General features: G+C 42.6%; 12 protein-coding genes. 6 read left to right on the top strand and 6 right to left on the bottom strand.

Annotated elements, in window-relative coordinates:
• The first annotated feature begins 88 nt into the window (after positions 1-88).
• The 5 genes from FTU40_RS04855 to FTU40_RS04835 all read left to right on the top strand — a co-directional run bounded on the left by FTU40_RS04855 (position 89) and on the right by FTU40_RS04835 (position 6,240).
• Positions 89-1,270 carry a type I restriction endonuclease gene (locus tag FTU40_RS04855; protein ID WP_005170006.1) on the top strand — a complete coding sequence of 394 codons (1,182 nt, stop codon included), beginning with the start codon at positions 89-91 and terminating at the stop codon, positions 1,268-1,270.
• A 137-nt stretch (positions 1,271-1,407) separates the two neighbouring features.
• Positions 1,408-2,874: a TolC family protein gene (locus tag FTU40_RS04850; protein ID WP_180040024.1), complete on the top strand. Its 1,467-nt coding sequence runs from the start codon at positions 1,408-1,410 to the stop codon at positions 2,872-2,874.
• An 11-nt stretch (positions 2,875-2,885) separates the two neighbouring features.
• Positions 2,886-4,013, top strand: a complete 1,128-nt coding sequence (locus FTU40_RS04845; protein ID WP_180040022.1) for an HlyD family secretion protein — start codon at positions 2,886-2,888, stop codon at positions 4,011-4,013.
• Entirely contained in the window at positions 4,013-5,140 is a 1,128-nt protein-coding gene (locus FTU40_RS04840; protein ID WP_180040020.1) for an ABC transporter permease, read from the top strand. The genes FTU40_RS04845 and FTU40_RS04840 overlap by 1 nt, the downstream gene beginning before the upstream one ends.
• The gene (locus FTU40_RS04835; protein ID WP_100329070.1) at positions 5,140-6,240 is read left to right on the top strand and encodes an ABC transporter permease; all 1,101 of its coding nucleotides are present in this window, start codon (positions 5,140-5,142) and stop codon (positions 6,238-6,240) included. The genes FTU40_RS04840 and FTU40_RS04835 overlap by 1 nt, the downstream gene beginning before the upstream one ends.
• 33 nt (positions 6,241-6,273) lie before the next feature.
• Here the strand turns inward: FTU40_RS04835 and FTU40_RS04830 are convergent, their stop codons facing one another.
• The 6 genes from FTU40_RS04830 to FTU40_RS04805 form a co-directional block, all read right to left on the bottom strand.
• The gene (locus FTU40_RS04830; RefSeq protein WP_005169984.1) at positions 6,274-6,693 is read right to left on the bottom strand and encodes a hypothetical protein; all 420 of its coding nucleotides are present in this window, start codon (positions 6,691-6,693) and stop codon (positions 6,274-6,276) included.
• A gap of 68 nt (positions 6,694-6,761) precedes the next feature.
• Positions 6,762-9,755, bottom strand: coding sequence for a DNA gyrase subunit A (gene gyrA, locus FTU40_RS04825; protein ID WP_180040018.1), 2,994 nt, complete (start codon positions 9,753-9,755; stop codon positions 6,762-6,764).
• 320 nt (positions 9,756-10,075) lie between these two features.
• Positions 10,076-10,735: a hypothetical protein gene (locus tag FTU40_RS04820; protein ID WP_180040016.1), complete on the bottom strand. Its 660-nt coding sequence runs from the start codon at positions 10,733-10,735 to the stop codon at positions 10,076-10,078.
• A 153-nt stretch (positions 10,736-10,888) separates the two neighbouring features.
• Entirely contained in the window at positions 10,889-11,821 is a 933-nt protein-coding gene (locus tag FTU40_RS04815; protein ID WP_005169982.1) for an FAD-binding protein, read from the bottom strand.
• An 18-nt stretch (positions 11,822-11,839) separates the two neighbouring features.
• Complete coding sequence (locus FTU40_RS04810) at positions 11,840-12,592, bottom strand: electron transfer flavoprotein subunit beta/FixA family protein (protein WP_005097655.1); 753 nt, start codon at positions 12,590-12,592, stop codon at positions 11,840-11,842.
• Positions 12,593-13,113: 521 nt separating this feature from the next.
• Entirely contained in the window at positions 13,114-13,719 is a 606-nt protein-coding gene (locus tag FTU40_RS04805) for a LysE family translocator (protein ID WP_005097656.1), read from the bottom strand.
• Between the two features lie 112 nt (positions 13,720-13,831).
• Between FTU40_RS04805 and FTU40_RS04800 the strand changes: the two genes are divergently transcribed.
• Entirely contained in the window at positions 13,832-14,344 is a 513-nt protein-coding gene (locus FTU40_RS04800) for an Lrp/AsnC family transcriptional regulator (protein ID WP_180040014.1), read from the top strand.
• Positions 14,345-14,440 lie beyond the last annotated feature (96 nt).

Raw genomic sequence — 14,440 nt, 5'->3', positions numbered from 1 at the left:
TATTAAATGTTTGAGTTTAAAAATAAAACTATTATGATGAACTCACAATGATTAAAAAATAATCTGAAAAATTATAAGTAGGGAAAAAATGGATAACTTTATTAATCGCCTCAAATTACATATTGAGCATGTTAAACGTGTCGGTGCGCATTGCTCAACTGAAGAAACCACCAAACAAGCACTTATATTGCCACTTCTGGATATTTTAGGCTTCAGTCCTTATGATCCAACGAAAGTACTGGCAGAGTTTGCCGCTGATTTTCCTGGTGTCAAATCAACAGAGCGCGTTGACTACGCGCTATATTGTAATGGTCAACCGGTTATGTTTATTGAAGCCAAATCTTATGCAAGTAATTTAACAAATCACGCACCACAACTCTCCCGATATTTTAACTCTACTCTGGGAGTGACCATTGGCGTCATTACCAATGGACGTGAATGGCGTTTTTTCACTGACCTCATTAATCCAAATATTATGGATGAAAAACCTTTTCTGGTTGTTGATTTCACTAAACATCAAGCCGAAGAACTGACTCAATTAGCAGAATTCAAACATGATAATTTCCATGTAGAAAAATTACGATTTTTTGCCGAAGAGAATCAGTATATCCAACAGTTTAAAGCGGTAATCAAAAAATCAATTAATGAAGTCGATATTGATTTTGTACGTTATGTTGCTCAGCAAGCCAATATTCCAAGACAGCTCAATACAAAATTCCTTGAATCAATTCAACCCTTCGTTAAACAAGCAGTCGAACGTGCAATTAGCGATACGGTTTTAAAAGGCTTATCTGCACCCACCATCATTACAGCACAACCCATTGAGCAACAAACTGAATTAAGGACTGATGAAGTTTCAGAAGAACCGACTCCCTCAAATCTTCAACAAGACATTATAAATCCTCAGAATCAAAGAATTGTTACCACGGTAGATGAACAAAGCTTACAAAATATTATCCATGAACTTTTTCCAGACCATGAACTCACCGGAAAAGATACGGAGAGCTATTATTCCATTCTGTATCAAAGTAAAAATAATAGATGGTTATTCCGCTATGATGTGAACCGAAAACGTCCTACTGTTCAATTTATTGTTCCCATTGATGAGAGACATAAACTTGAATTAAATAGAGCGGGTCTAGAAGTGTTAAATAATGGACAAATTTATCTGGATAAACCGGAGCATATTTATAGAGCCGTAGGGGTTTTAAAAGATTGTTTAGATTTTTGCATGAATGATGAAAATTTCAAAAGAACCGCCCTAAGTTAGTCAGGACGCGCAAGCGTCCTTAATGCTAGACAGATGTAAAATAAACAATACTACAACCATGCCCCTTACTGAGCTGCAAACCACTGATTTATAATGTACACAAATCAACTTATTCTTCACTTTGGCCATCTGCTTGCATGAATATGACGAACTATAAAAGTAAATTATTTTTGGGGTGTGGATTATTGTCAGGTCTATGGTTGAATAGCCAGGGTCTATACGCCCAGACTTTGAGTTTTCAAGACGCCGAAAAACAGTTATTGCAGTCTTCTTACAGCAGTCAGGCCTATCAAAGCTTGGAACAAGCCTCGAAACTTGAAGCTGAAGCGGTAAAAGGTTTGGGATTACCACGTGTCGATCTGAATGTGCGTGCTTATGCCTTTCGTAATGAATTAGATATTCCTTTGGGTGCTCTTAAAAACAACCTGGAGCAATCTCTCACCAATGGCTTAAATAATAAAATTGATGAGTTTAATTTAGCTGCGAATATTGCCAATCCTTTAAAAGAAGGTTTACAACAACCGATTCATGCTGGTGTAGGCTTAATTCCCGATACCTCCAAGGTCGTACTCGAAGATCAAGTGATTCGTCCTACCGTGTCCATGATGATGCCGCTTTATACCGGTGGTTTGACTCATAGCGCCAAGGAAATTACCAATATTCAGGTCGGTCGCAGTCAGCTCAGTAATCAACAGCAACAAGACACGCAGCGTTTTGAACTGATTCAAAGTTATTTTAATGTGCAGTTGCAAAAGCAACTCCATGCAGCAGCAGTATTTAATCTGAATGCCATGCAACAGCATTATCGCAATGCCTTAAAAATGGAACAGCAAGGTTTTATTAGCAAAGGCCAGCGCATGCAGTTTGAAGTGGCGCGTAATAATGCCGAGCGCAGTCAGCAAAATATGCAAACCAATTTAAATGCCAGTCTATTTCAACTGAATAATCTGCTGCAACAAAGCAGTATCACTGAACTGTCGACACCTTTATTTGTCAATCAGACCGAGCCACAGGCTTTAAATCAACTACTGAAAACCTTTAGTCAAAACTCTGCGCTGATTCAAAAAATGCAGCTAGATACCCAATTAGCACAAGCCAATGTCAAAGCTCAGCAAGCAGCAAAAAAACCCAATGTCTTTGCTTTTGGTGAATATAGTTTGGATCAGAATCAAAACTGGATTGTCGGTGTTGCCGCACGCTATAACCTGTTTTCAGGGATTGATAAAAACAAAAATATTCAGGCGGCCGAGCTCAAACGCTATGCCACAGAACTGCTCACCTCACGCACCCAGCAAGAGATTGAAAACCTGATTTATAAATCTTATAGCGAAGCCTTGAGTGCACAGCAAAGTCATGCTTTGTTGGAACAAAATCTAAAAGCTGCGCAGGAAAATTTACGCATTCAAGAGTTGTCCTTTAAAGAGGATATCGGAACAGCAACACAGGTCATTGATGCCCAAAACATGCTTAGCGGGCTACGAGCCGAAACTGCATTGAATGCCTATAAATATGTGATGTCACTGGCCACCCTGTTACAAAGCCATGGCTCGATTGCAGAATTTCCCAATTATATTCAACACACCAATACCCACTATATTCGCTAATGGAGCCGAACATGAACGACGATCAAAAACCCAATGATCCTGTGAATGAAGCGGTTTCATCTACCGAAACAGAAAGCTCTCCCGCTCCACAGACCCAATCAGCAACGCTAGAGGAAAATCACGCGCCGGCCTCAACCGATGAGCAGCCTCCTGAAATCTCCAAAAAGAAAAAATATCTACTGCTGGCGTTGCTGCCTATTCTGCTGGCCGTGATTATTTTTGGATTATGGAAAAGCTATCAACCGACGCCGATTGAATTGCAAGGTCGTGTCGAGGCTGAAACGATTCAGGTGGCCACCAAAGTGCCAAGCCGGATTGAAGAAATCTATGTGGAAGAAGGTCAGCGAGTTAAAAAAGGCGATGTTCTGGTTCGCTTAAATAGCCCGGAAATTGCAGCCAAAAAACAGCAAGCTACAGCAGCCTTACAATCGGCTTTGGCCTTACAGTCCACAGCTGAACGTGGCTCGCAGGAAGAAAATGTCGCGAGTCTGTATGCCAACTGGCAATCGCTAAAAGCACAGCAAAATCTCGCCACAGTATCTTATCAGCGTGGGGAAAATCTATTTAAGGAAGGTGTGATTTCACGTCAGCGCCGTGATGAACTGTATGCAGCCAGTCAATCTGCGCTAGAAATGACTGAGGCCGCCTATCAGCAATATGCACGTGCCAAGCGTGGCAGCACCCCGCAGCAAAAGAGTTCAGCCGATGCACAAGTAGACATTGCCCAGGCTGCTCTAAACGAAGCCAATGCGCTAGAAGCAGAAACCGAATTGCTGGCCCCCGTCAATGGAACGGTGTCTAAAACTTATGGCAAAATATCTGAGCTGGTCGCAACCGCAGTGCCCGTGGTCAGCCTGATTGAAGAGAAGATGTGGGTAAGCCTGAATATTCGCGAAGACCAGTATGCTCCATTTCAAAAATTAGAAAGCATTCAAGGTTATATTCCAGCCTTGGATCAAACAGCCAGTTTTCAGATCAAAAGTATTAGCGCTGAGGGTGAGTTTGCCACCATTAAAACCACCCGCCAAACCGGCGGCTATGATGTGAGAAGTTTTAAACTGCATTTGCTACCGACACAAACCATGCCTGAACTGAAAGTCGGTATGAGCGTATTATTTAAACTTAAAGAGACACCCTAATGTGGCTGGGTATATGGCGCGAACTACGCTATTTGCTCCGAGAAAAATGGGATCTGTGCCTGGTTACGCTGGCACCTGCTCTAGTAATTATTTTATTCAGCAGCATGTTTGCGCAGGGCAAGCCTACTCATTTACCGATTGCCATTATTGATCAAGACCGAAGTGCGTTCAGCCAAAGCATCTATCGACATGTCTCGCTCAATCATACCCTTAAAATTGAAACGGTATCCGAGCAAGCTGCTGAAGTTGAACGCCTACTGAATAAAAATAAAATTTGGGGTTATATCCATATTCCAAATGGTGCCGAACAACGTTTTGTTCGTGCTCAGGATGCAGAAATTAGCATTGCCTTTAACCAGAGTTATTTCAGTATCGGCAATACAATTTCTTCAGCCATGCTGGTGAGTACCTTACAAGCCCTGGCTGAGTTTACTGAACAGCACTATCTGGTGAATCGACTGCCCTATATCCAAGCACCGACACCACAGATCAAAATCTCACCTTTGTATAATCCGCAATTGAATTATGAGTTATATCTAGAACCTTATGTCATTCTCGCAGTTCTGCATTTACTGCTGTGTTGTTGTGTGGCATTTTCCGTCGGTCAGGAACTGAAGCGGCAGACCTTAACAAGCTGGATTAGCAACTCATCCATCTGGATGGCTTTAGTGTCTAAAAATCTGGTCTATGTGGCTATTTTTAGTCTATGGACTTGGGCGTGGATGTTTTGGATGATTGAAATTCGCGGCTGGTTTGTTGCCGGTTCGCTTGGTCTGATTTTATTGGCACAATTGCTGCTGTATAGCGCCTATGCATTTTTAAGCGCTGCGGTGGTGCTGACCACCCAAGATTTAAGTAAATCTTTCGGCTTGATTGCTGTATATGGTGGGTCATCATTGAGCTTTGCCGGGGTGACTTTACCTTTAAATAATGCACCCCTATTCACCCAGTTTTGGGCCAATATTATCCCCTTTACTCCTTATGCCAAATTACAAACTGAACAATGGATGATTGGCAGTCCAGTGCAGATCTCACTGCAAGCTGTATGGATCTTGCTGGCCTATGTGGTGGTGTACGCACTGCTAGCCTATATTTTTCTCAAGAAAATAGCCAAAGGAGCAGCCTGATGAAATCCCTTTGGTTTTATTATCTGCGCAGCTTTAAAGATATTGCCAGCCACGGCGCTATCTTTACCACGCTGATTTTATCAGTGGTGTTTTATAGCTTCTTTTATCCCTTTGCTTATCAGGCACAGCAAGCCGAAGCCTTACCGATTATTATTGTTGATGCAGAACAAAGTCACTTGAGCGCGCGGATTATTAGCCAAGTCCGTCAAAGCCCGGATGTTGAAATCAAGGCGATTACCAGCAATTTCGCCGAAGCCAAAACATGGGTTGAATCGCAACAAGCGGATGGGATTTTGCTGCTACCGGACAATTTATCGCAAACGTTAAGGCATGGTGAAACGGGTGGAATAGGACTGTACTTAAGTGCTGCCAATTTTTTAGTCACCAAACAGATGGGGATCGGTTTAGCGACCTCTCTTGAGCAGACCTTGGCAGACTATGCTGAACGTTTTGGCCAGGTTTCAGATTTTTCTCCTGCCCTATCAGTGCATCAGATTCCATTGTTTAATCCGCTCTCCGGCTATGGCAGTTATGTCTTTCCTGCGGTCGCCCCTCTCATCATTCATCAGACCATTTTTTTAGGTTTGAATATGCTGATTCTGGTGTACCGCGAAAGAAAAGTGCAGTTAAACTCAAATGCGTTGATTGGGCTATGTTTAGCGATATTGAGCATTGGCTGTCTGGGTTGTTTTTATTTATTTGGATTTACCTTTTGGTTATTTGATTATCCGCGAGGGGGTAACCTATTCGGCATGCTGCTGGCTGTGCCGGTTTTCGTTTACACTGTGATTGGAATCACCTGCCTATTTGCCAGTTTTCTGGATATGCCGGAACGCGCTGGACATGTAATTGTTTTTACTTCTATCCCTCTATTTTTTTTATCCGGTGCTGCCTGGCCACATGCAGCTATGCCCATCTGGATGCAAGTGATCGCTGAGATACTGCCTTCTACCCAAATGGTGCAGATGTTTATTCAACTGAATCAGATGGGTGTACCGACCGCACTGATTTTGCCTAAACTGATATATCTGGGGCTGATAGGCAGTTTATGTTTTTTCTTGGCTTATCGACGTTTGATTCAAGTGAGTCAAAGCAGATAAAGCATTGGATTTATGCTGTCATCAACTTATGGATTAAGATTCGCCAAAGACCTGAATATTAAAATTACGAATCTTGTTGCTACCATTCGGCTGGTCGAAACTGACATCATACTGCACCAGATTATTTGGATAGGCAATTTCATAGCTGATCTTATATTGGCCAGGCTGGTTGGTTGCTTCTTCAATCTGCTTGGTCATTAAAGTTTTAGACTTGTACTCACCTTTCGGAATTGAACGTGAAAAGCGTTTCATCAGCTTTTCGTTGTCCTTAAACTGTGTTTGCAATTGCGGCTCTAGCTGATCCAGAAACTCGTCATACTTCCCATCACGCAAATCCTCATAGGCCAGCTGTGCTGCCTGTTCCTGCTCAGGACTTGGGTTTGGGATATTGTCCATTGAGTTACAGCCACTTAATGCAACTGCTGCCGCTAACAACATTGATTGGGTTTTCATCGCTTACCTTCATTCAGTCAAGATTTATAAAAAAGGACGCCGAAGCGCCCTTTTTATCAATAGAACACTTATTCTTCTACTGAGTTTTCACCATCTTTTTCAACATGTTCAGCTACTGTATCTGTTTCAGTCGCTACATCTGTTTCTGCTACTAAAGATTCTTCACCTTCAATCGCTTCAACAAACTCATCTTCTTCAACAGCTTCAACTGAAACCACACCAACCAGTAACTCTTCATTACCGAGACGGATCAGACGAACACCTTGTGCATTACGACCGGTTTGAGCCACTTCAGAGGCACGGGTACGAACCAAAGTACCGCCATCAGAAATTAACATCAGCTCTTTAGATGCATCAATCGCTACTGCACCGACTAACTGACCATTACGTTCTGAGGTCTTGAGTGCAATCACACCCTTACCGCCACGTTTCTTGGTCGGGAAGTCATCCACCGGGGTACGTTTACCATAACCATTTTCAGAAGCACACAATACTTCGCCAGTTTCAGGGACAACAACTAAAGATACAATCCGGCTGATCAATGCTGAATCTGCAGCATCTTCATCATCAGACTCGATCTCAGTTTCTTCGCTTTCTTCCAGCAAGGCTGCTGCACCGATGGTCACGCGCATACCGCGCACACCTTTGGCTGAACGACCCATTGAACGTACATCAGTTTCTGCGAAGCGAATGGCTTTACCTTCGTTCGAGAACAACATGATTTGCTGTTCGCCGTCAGTAATCGCAACACCAATTAAAGTGTCATCGCCATTCAGTTCAATCGCACGTAAACCGTTTGAACGCACATTCGAGAACTGTTCAAGTTCTACACGTTTAATCGTACCGTATTCAGTCGCCATAAACACATAGAAGTTTTTACGAACCGCTTCAGCCTGCTGTGCAAAATCATTGATGATGTCATCATCAAGATCGGTCGTTGAAAGTTCTAAACCTAGCTCTTTCAATTGAACACGAAGTGCATCAGAAATATCATCCGCACCCTCTTCAGATTCAGCAAGTGCCGCTTCAAGTGCCGTAAAGTGACCATTAATCACTTCATTGCTTTGCAGTTGTGCAGCATTGGCTTTTACGAAGGCTTTGAAGTCCGCCAGACGTTCTTTGAATTTCTTCGGTGCATCAATCACCGGTAAAATTGCGGTAATGGTCTCGTTTTCGTCTAATGGCAACAAGTTCACCATTGGGCGACCTTTGGCACCACGTGATGCTTGTGGCACTTCATACACTTTCAGACGATAGACTTTACCAACGTTGGTAAAGCAAAGTACCGTCGCATGACTTGACGTCACAATCAGATGTTGAATGTAATCGTCTTCTTTCATGCTGGTTGCAGACTTGCCACGACCACCACGACGCTGTGCGGCGTAGTCAGACAATGGTTGAGTTTTCGCATAACCTGTTTTTGAAACCGTCAGCACCATTTGCTCTTCAGGAATCAGATCTTCACGAGAGAAATCGATACGTGATTCAACAATCGAGGTTTTACGTGCATCACCATATTGCTGAAGAATCAAAGCCAATTCTTCACGAATTACGTTCATCAACAGATTAAAGTCATTTAAAATTGCAGTCAGTTCAGCAATTTGCGCCAGAATTTCACTATATTCAGCATGTAACTTGTCTTGTTCAAGACCGGTTAAACGATGCAGACGCAGTTCCATAATCGCATTGACTTGGGTGGGTGACAGACGATAAATATCGCCATCCAGACCAAACGGACGACTTGGGTCTTCACCTTCAATCTCATCCGGACGTACAGAAACTGAGCCAGCTTTTTCTAGCAATGCCAATACACCGCCACCTGTCCACTCACCTGCCTGCAAACGCTCACGTGCTTCAGCCGGGTTTGCAGAACTCTTGATAGTTTCGATGATGGCATCAATATTCGCCAGAGCAACGGTTAAACCTTCCAAGATATGACCACGTTCACGCGCTTTGCGTAATTCGAACATGGTACGGCGCGTTACCACTTCCTGACGGTGACGGATAAACGCTGCAATAATATCTTTCAGGTTCATCAGTTTAGGCTGGCCATTATCTAGGCAGACCATGTTGATGCTGAAAGAGTTTTCAAGTTGCGTGTTCTGGAACAGGTTGTTCACGATTACTTCGGCGTTTTCGCCACGTTTCAAGTCAATCGCGATACGCATACCGTCTTTGTCCGACTCGTCACGCAGCTCGGAAATACCTTCCAGTTTTTTCTCTTTAACCAGTTCAGCAATACGCTCAATGGTTTTTGCTTTATTGACCTGATATGGAATTTCCGTAAACACGATCGTGGTACGGCCATTCTTTGGATCTTCTTCGAAGTGATACTTGCCACGGATGTGTAAACGGCCTTTACCGGTACGGTAGGCATCCACGATGCCCGATTTACCGTAAATAATACCACCTGTCGGGAAGTCCGGACCAGAAATGTGTTCCATCAACCCTTCGATGCTGATCTGGGGATCATTGGCATAGGCCAGACACGCATTCACAACTTCAGTCATGTTATGCGGCGCCATATTGGTCGCCATACCCACCGCAATACCGGTTACACCATTAACCAGTAAGTTCGGTACACGGGTGGGCATCACCTGAGGAATACGCTCAGAGCCATCGTAGTTGTCTTCCCACTCGACGGTATCTTTTTCAAGATCCGCCAAGAGTTCGTGGGTCAGTTTACGCATACGCACTTCGGTATAACGCATCGCTGCTGCGCTGTCGCCATCGACCGAACCAAAGTTACCCTGACCATCGACCAACTGGTAACGCAAACTGAAATCTTGTGCCATACGTACAATGGTTTCGTATACGGCAAAGTCACCATGCGGGTGATATTTACCGATCACGTCACCGACGACACGTGCAGACTTTTTATAAGCTTTGTTATAGTCATTGCCTAATTCGTGCATTGCGAAAAGCACACGACGATGAACAGGTTTTAAACCATCTCGTACATCGGGCAATGCACGTGACACAATCACGCTCATCGCATAATCGAGATATGAGCTTTTAAGTTCATCCTCAATGGCAATCGGTCTAATTTCCGATACGCTCATGCATACTCCTTATTCTACAAGCCAGTTTTGGCTTGTATTTATATGTCGTAAAACTAGCAAAATCATTAACTCAAACGACTGAGTTAAAAACTAAAATACAGCCCTAAATTATAGCATAAACACTTGTATTTTTGTGTCGAAATATTCAGCTTAACCTTGTTAATTATCTTCATTTTAGTGGTCATTTTCCTGTTATTTCAGCGTCAAAAACAAGTGCACCACATCCATATTTTTTTGCACCCAAAATATACATAAAAACAGCAGTGCAAAAAAAAGATGCACACACAAAATGGGCATCTTCCTTAGATTTAATCTGTCTTTTAATGCGCTTGATTCAGTACCTTGCGATAAGTCAGCACCGCCACAATCAATAGAATCGGCAATAGCATCTCCACCCCTTCCTCAATGGTCATGATCATGACCTGCGTATGTGGTATGAGCTGAATATTGAATTCCTCCCTGAGGGTTGACGTCGTGCGATCCAGAACCTTGCTCAGTCCGCCACAGGCAATGGTCAGGAAGATAAAAAAATGCGCAATATTCAAAGAATCTTTCATGCTGCGTATGGTGTTTACCAATTTTTTTGCCAGTACCAGAAAGACAAAAATAATGCCGAGCAATAAAATAAAGCCCAGCAGCTTGTCCATGAGCGGAATTTCAGCACTGCGATAGAAATTGGTTTTAATAAAGCTGTCGTCAAACAGTCGCTTATGAAAGTCCATTTCCCTGAAGCCCAACAATATCGCAGCAGCAGCGGTAAATATCCGGGTATTCAGTTTAATTTCAGTATTTAGCAGACACAGCATGGCCAGCAAGTACCATAGCCAAGGACTAAGCACTTCAAAAGCGCCCGACTCACTGAATAAATACTGGGTTACTGACAGCGGTGCATTCAACGCAGTATGCACACAAATACTCACATAGAGCGCAATCAGCAGGAAACTAATAAACAGGATATGAGCGATTCTGGAAAAGGACATGATCAAAACAGGAGAAAAAGCAAAGCAGGATTTTATCACTTTTCATCCAAATCACATACTCTAGTTTCGACTGCCGAGTATCTTTAAAAATTTTCCAATAAAAAACGCCTCTTGGTACAGAGACTAAGAGGCGTTTTAAACTGTATTCAGGAATTAGATTTTAGAAACCAATTCAGGAATAACAGTGTTCAAGTCACCAACTAACCAGTAGTCAGCCACTGCATTGATTGGCGCTTCTTCATCTTTGTTGATCGCAACGATCACTTTAGATTCTTTCATACCGGCCAAATGCTGAATTGCACCAGAAATACCGACAGCGATGTACAGGTCAGGTGCAACGATTTTACCGGTTTGACCAACCTGCATATCGTTAGGAACGAAGCCAGCATCTACTGCAGCACGTGATGCACCTTGTGCAGCACCAAGCTTGTCCGCCAATGGATCAAGGATCGCGTGATAGTTCTCACCAGAACCCACACCACGACCACCAGACACCACGATGCGAGCAGCTGTTAATTCAGGACGCTCAGACTTTACGATTTCTTCGTTGATAAACTTAGAAATGCCTGCATCGCCAGCAACAGTCGCAGCTTCTACAGAGGCAGAACCGCCTTCAGCAGCAACAGCATCAAATGCTGTACCACGAACAGTTGCCAGTACGACATTTTCGCCTGACTCTACAGTTGCAATCGCGTTGCCTGCATAGATCGGACGCTTGAATGTTTTAGGACCATCGACTGCGATGATGTCGGTAATCATGCTCACATCAAGAAGCGCAGCTGCACGTGGTAAAATGTTTTTACCAGTGGTAGTCGAAGCAGCAAGAATATGGCTATAACCTTTACCTAATTCAGCAACCAGTTTCGCTACGTTTTCAGCCAGCTGGTTTGCATAAGCAGCATCATCAGCAAGTACGACTTTGCTTACACCCGTAACTTTCGCTGCTTGATCAGCAACTGCTTGAGCGCCAGAACCAGCAACCAATACAGTGATATCACCACCGATTTTTTGCGCCGCAGCAACAACGTTTAAAGTAGCAGCGTTTAATGCTTTGTTGTCGTGCTCAGCGATAACTAAAATACTCATGATTTTTATCCTTCTGTATTAGATCACTTTCGCTTCGTTTTTCAATTTTTCTACAAGCTCGTCTACAGACTTCACTTGTACGCCAGCTTTACGCTCTGCAGGTGATTCAACTTTTACTGTTTTCAGTTTAGTTGTGGTCGTTACACCAAAATCTGCAGGCGACTTGTTATCAAGCGGTTTTTTACGCGCTTTCATGATGTTTGGAAGCGCTGCATAACGTGGCTCGTTCAAACGCAAGTCAGTGGTAATAATGGCTGGAAGTGCAAGTTCAACAGTTTGTAAACCACCGTCTACTTCACGTGTTACTTGTACTTTGTCGCCATCTACTTTCACTTCAGAAGCAAATGTACCTTGGCCCGCACCCATTAGAGCGCCAAGCATCTGACCAACCTGATTAGAGTCGTCATCAATGGCTTGCTTACCTAGAAGGATTAATTGTGGTTGTTCAGCTTCAACAACACCTTTCAGGATTTTAGCAATTTCTAGCGCACCGAGCTGGCTGTCATCAGCTTCAACCAGAATACCGCGGTCAGCACCAAGCGCCATTGCAGAACGGATCTGTTCTTGCGCTTCTTTAGGACCAATAGAAACAACAATGATTTCTGAAACAGTTCCTTTTTCTTTTAAACGAACCGCTTCTTCCACTGCGATTTCACAGAATGGGTTAATTGACATTTTAACGTTGGTTAAGTCAACACCACTGTTGTCCGGTTTAACACGAACTTTAACGTTGGCATCAACCACACGTTTTACAGCAACAAGAGCCTTCATGTAATCCTCGGCTGTTTTAGCAAATGTAAATGTTGAGAAAAGTTAGTGTAACTCTTCACTTAAATTTTTTTAGGTGCCCTATCTTGCAATGTGTACGGCATTTCGGTCAAGTCACAATTCAACAAAGAGCTGTAAAAATGCGTAAATTTACCTGAACGATGCGTTCACAATTAATTGTTATCCATTTATTACAATGAAATGTATAAACATTTACTTAAAATTTAAGCATTGATTTATATTATTTTTTTATTTGATTAGTCACATCAATAGTTCTGATTGAAAAGCTGTACGCAAAATAAAATGAAAGTAGTTGGCAGCAAAACTGGCAGGATGAACCCACAATCATATTTGTCATTTTAGACAGAAATCTTCTTTGAAACGGATTTGGCCCACTAAAAAGACCAATTGACTGAATAAGCAACCCGCTCACTTATAGATACGCCAGGAAAGTCATCTCTTTTTCAAGTGCTTTTAACTATAAAAAAAGCATACTGTGAAAAGTATGCTTTTTTGAATCGGGCTTAATTGATGATGAGCCAGCTTGCTGCAAGCGCCAATAAACCACCAGAAGTTCCGTCTACCCATTTTTGTTTACGTTCATCAATCTGGGTTTTCTGGCTGATTTTGCTGAACAAAATACTTAAGCCACAATACACCACAAAAATCAGACCAATAAAAATAAAGGACAGAATCAAACCTTGACTGACAGTATTGGCCGATTTATCAATAAACTGCGGCAAAATCGCAAAATAAATCAGCATGCCTTTCGGGTTTAATAACGCAGTAAAAAAACCTTTTTGAATCGGATTGGCTGACGTCTTTTTCTCAATGTTCAGCACATTTTTACTGAATACTGACTTGAACAGGCCAAAGGCCAGATACAGCAGATAAGCAATTCCGAGCCAGCGAATCGTTTCAAACAGCACCGGAAAGGACACAATAATCGCGGCAATTCCGAGTGCGACCAGAATCGAATGCACCAGATAACCACAACACACACCGACAGTCGCCATCATGCCTGCTTTTGCATCTTTACCCATCACTTGAGACAGGATAAATAACATATCGGGTCCAGGCGTAAAAATCAGGGGAAGCACGGTCAGTGCAAAGAGTACAAATACAGACATTTCCTTTTCCTTTCAAACTCCAGAAAGTGAAACAAGTATCTGCGATTTTTTACAAAATTGGCTTTCAATTTATTTTATAATAAGTCTTATTTTTCGAATATTATTCTAATTTATGAAAATATCCACCAAGTCTGTGCGAGTAAAACTTGATCGAATTGATAAAAATATCATTCGACACTTACAAGCCAATGGCCGTATTCAGAATAATGATCTGGCGCGGGAAATTGGACTTTCACCTTCCTCCTGTTTGCGGCGGGTCAAATTACTGGAAGATGCGGGTGTGATTCAGAATTACACCACCATTGTCGATCAACAGAAAATTGGCTTTCAGCTGATTTTGTTTTCACGGATTTGGCTGGTCGGTCAAGATGCTGAAACCATTGACACCTTTATTGAGGCCATGAAAGAACTGCCTCAGGTGATGGAGTGCTATATCATTTTGGGAGAGAGTGATGCCATGCTGAAGGTTGTGGTGCCTGATCTGGAAAGTTACCGTAAATTCCAGTCGACCCATCTGACTAAAAAAAATGGTATTACCAGTGTTAAAACCGATTTACCTAGTCAGATTATTAAACAGAGTTTCCAATTGCCTTTGGCTTTGTTGCATAAAGGTTTGAAAGGCTGAGTTCCCTTAAGCTACTCAAATTTAAGAGACAACTTGGGTATGAGGGCGACCTAATTCTGTGAATTTATTCAAGACTGCCATGCGTGCATGGATCTC

This window comes from Acinetobacter sp. YH12100, assembly GCF_013419135.1.
GTDB lineage: Bacteria > Pseudomonadota > Gammaproteobacteria > Pseudomonadales > Moraxellaceae > Acinetobacter > Acinetobacter pseudolwoffii.
Note: the sequence above shows the minus strand (reverse complement) of the source record. Positions and strands in the feature narration are given on the sequence as shown.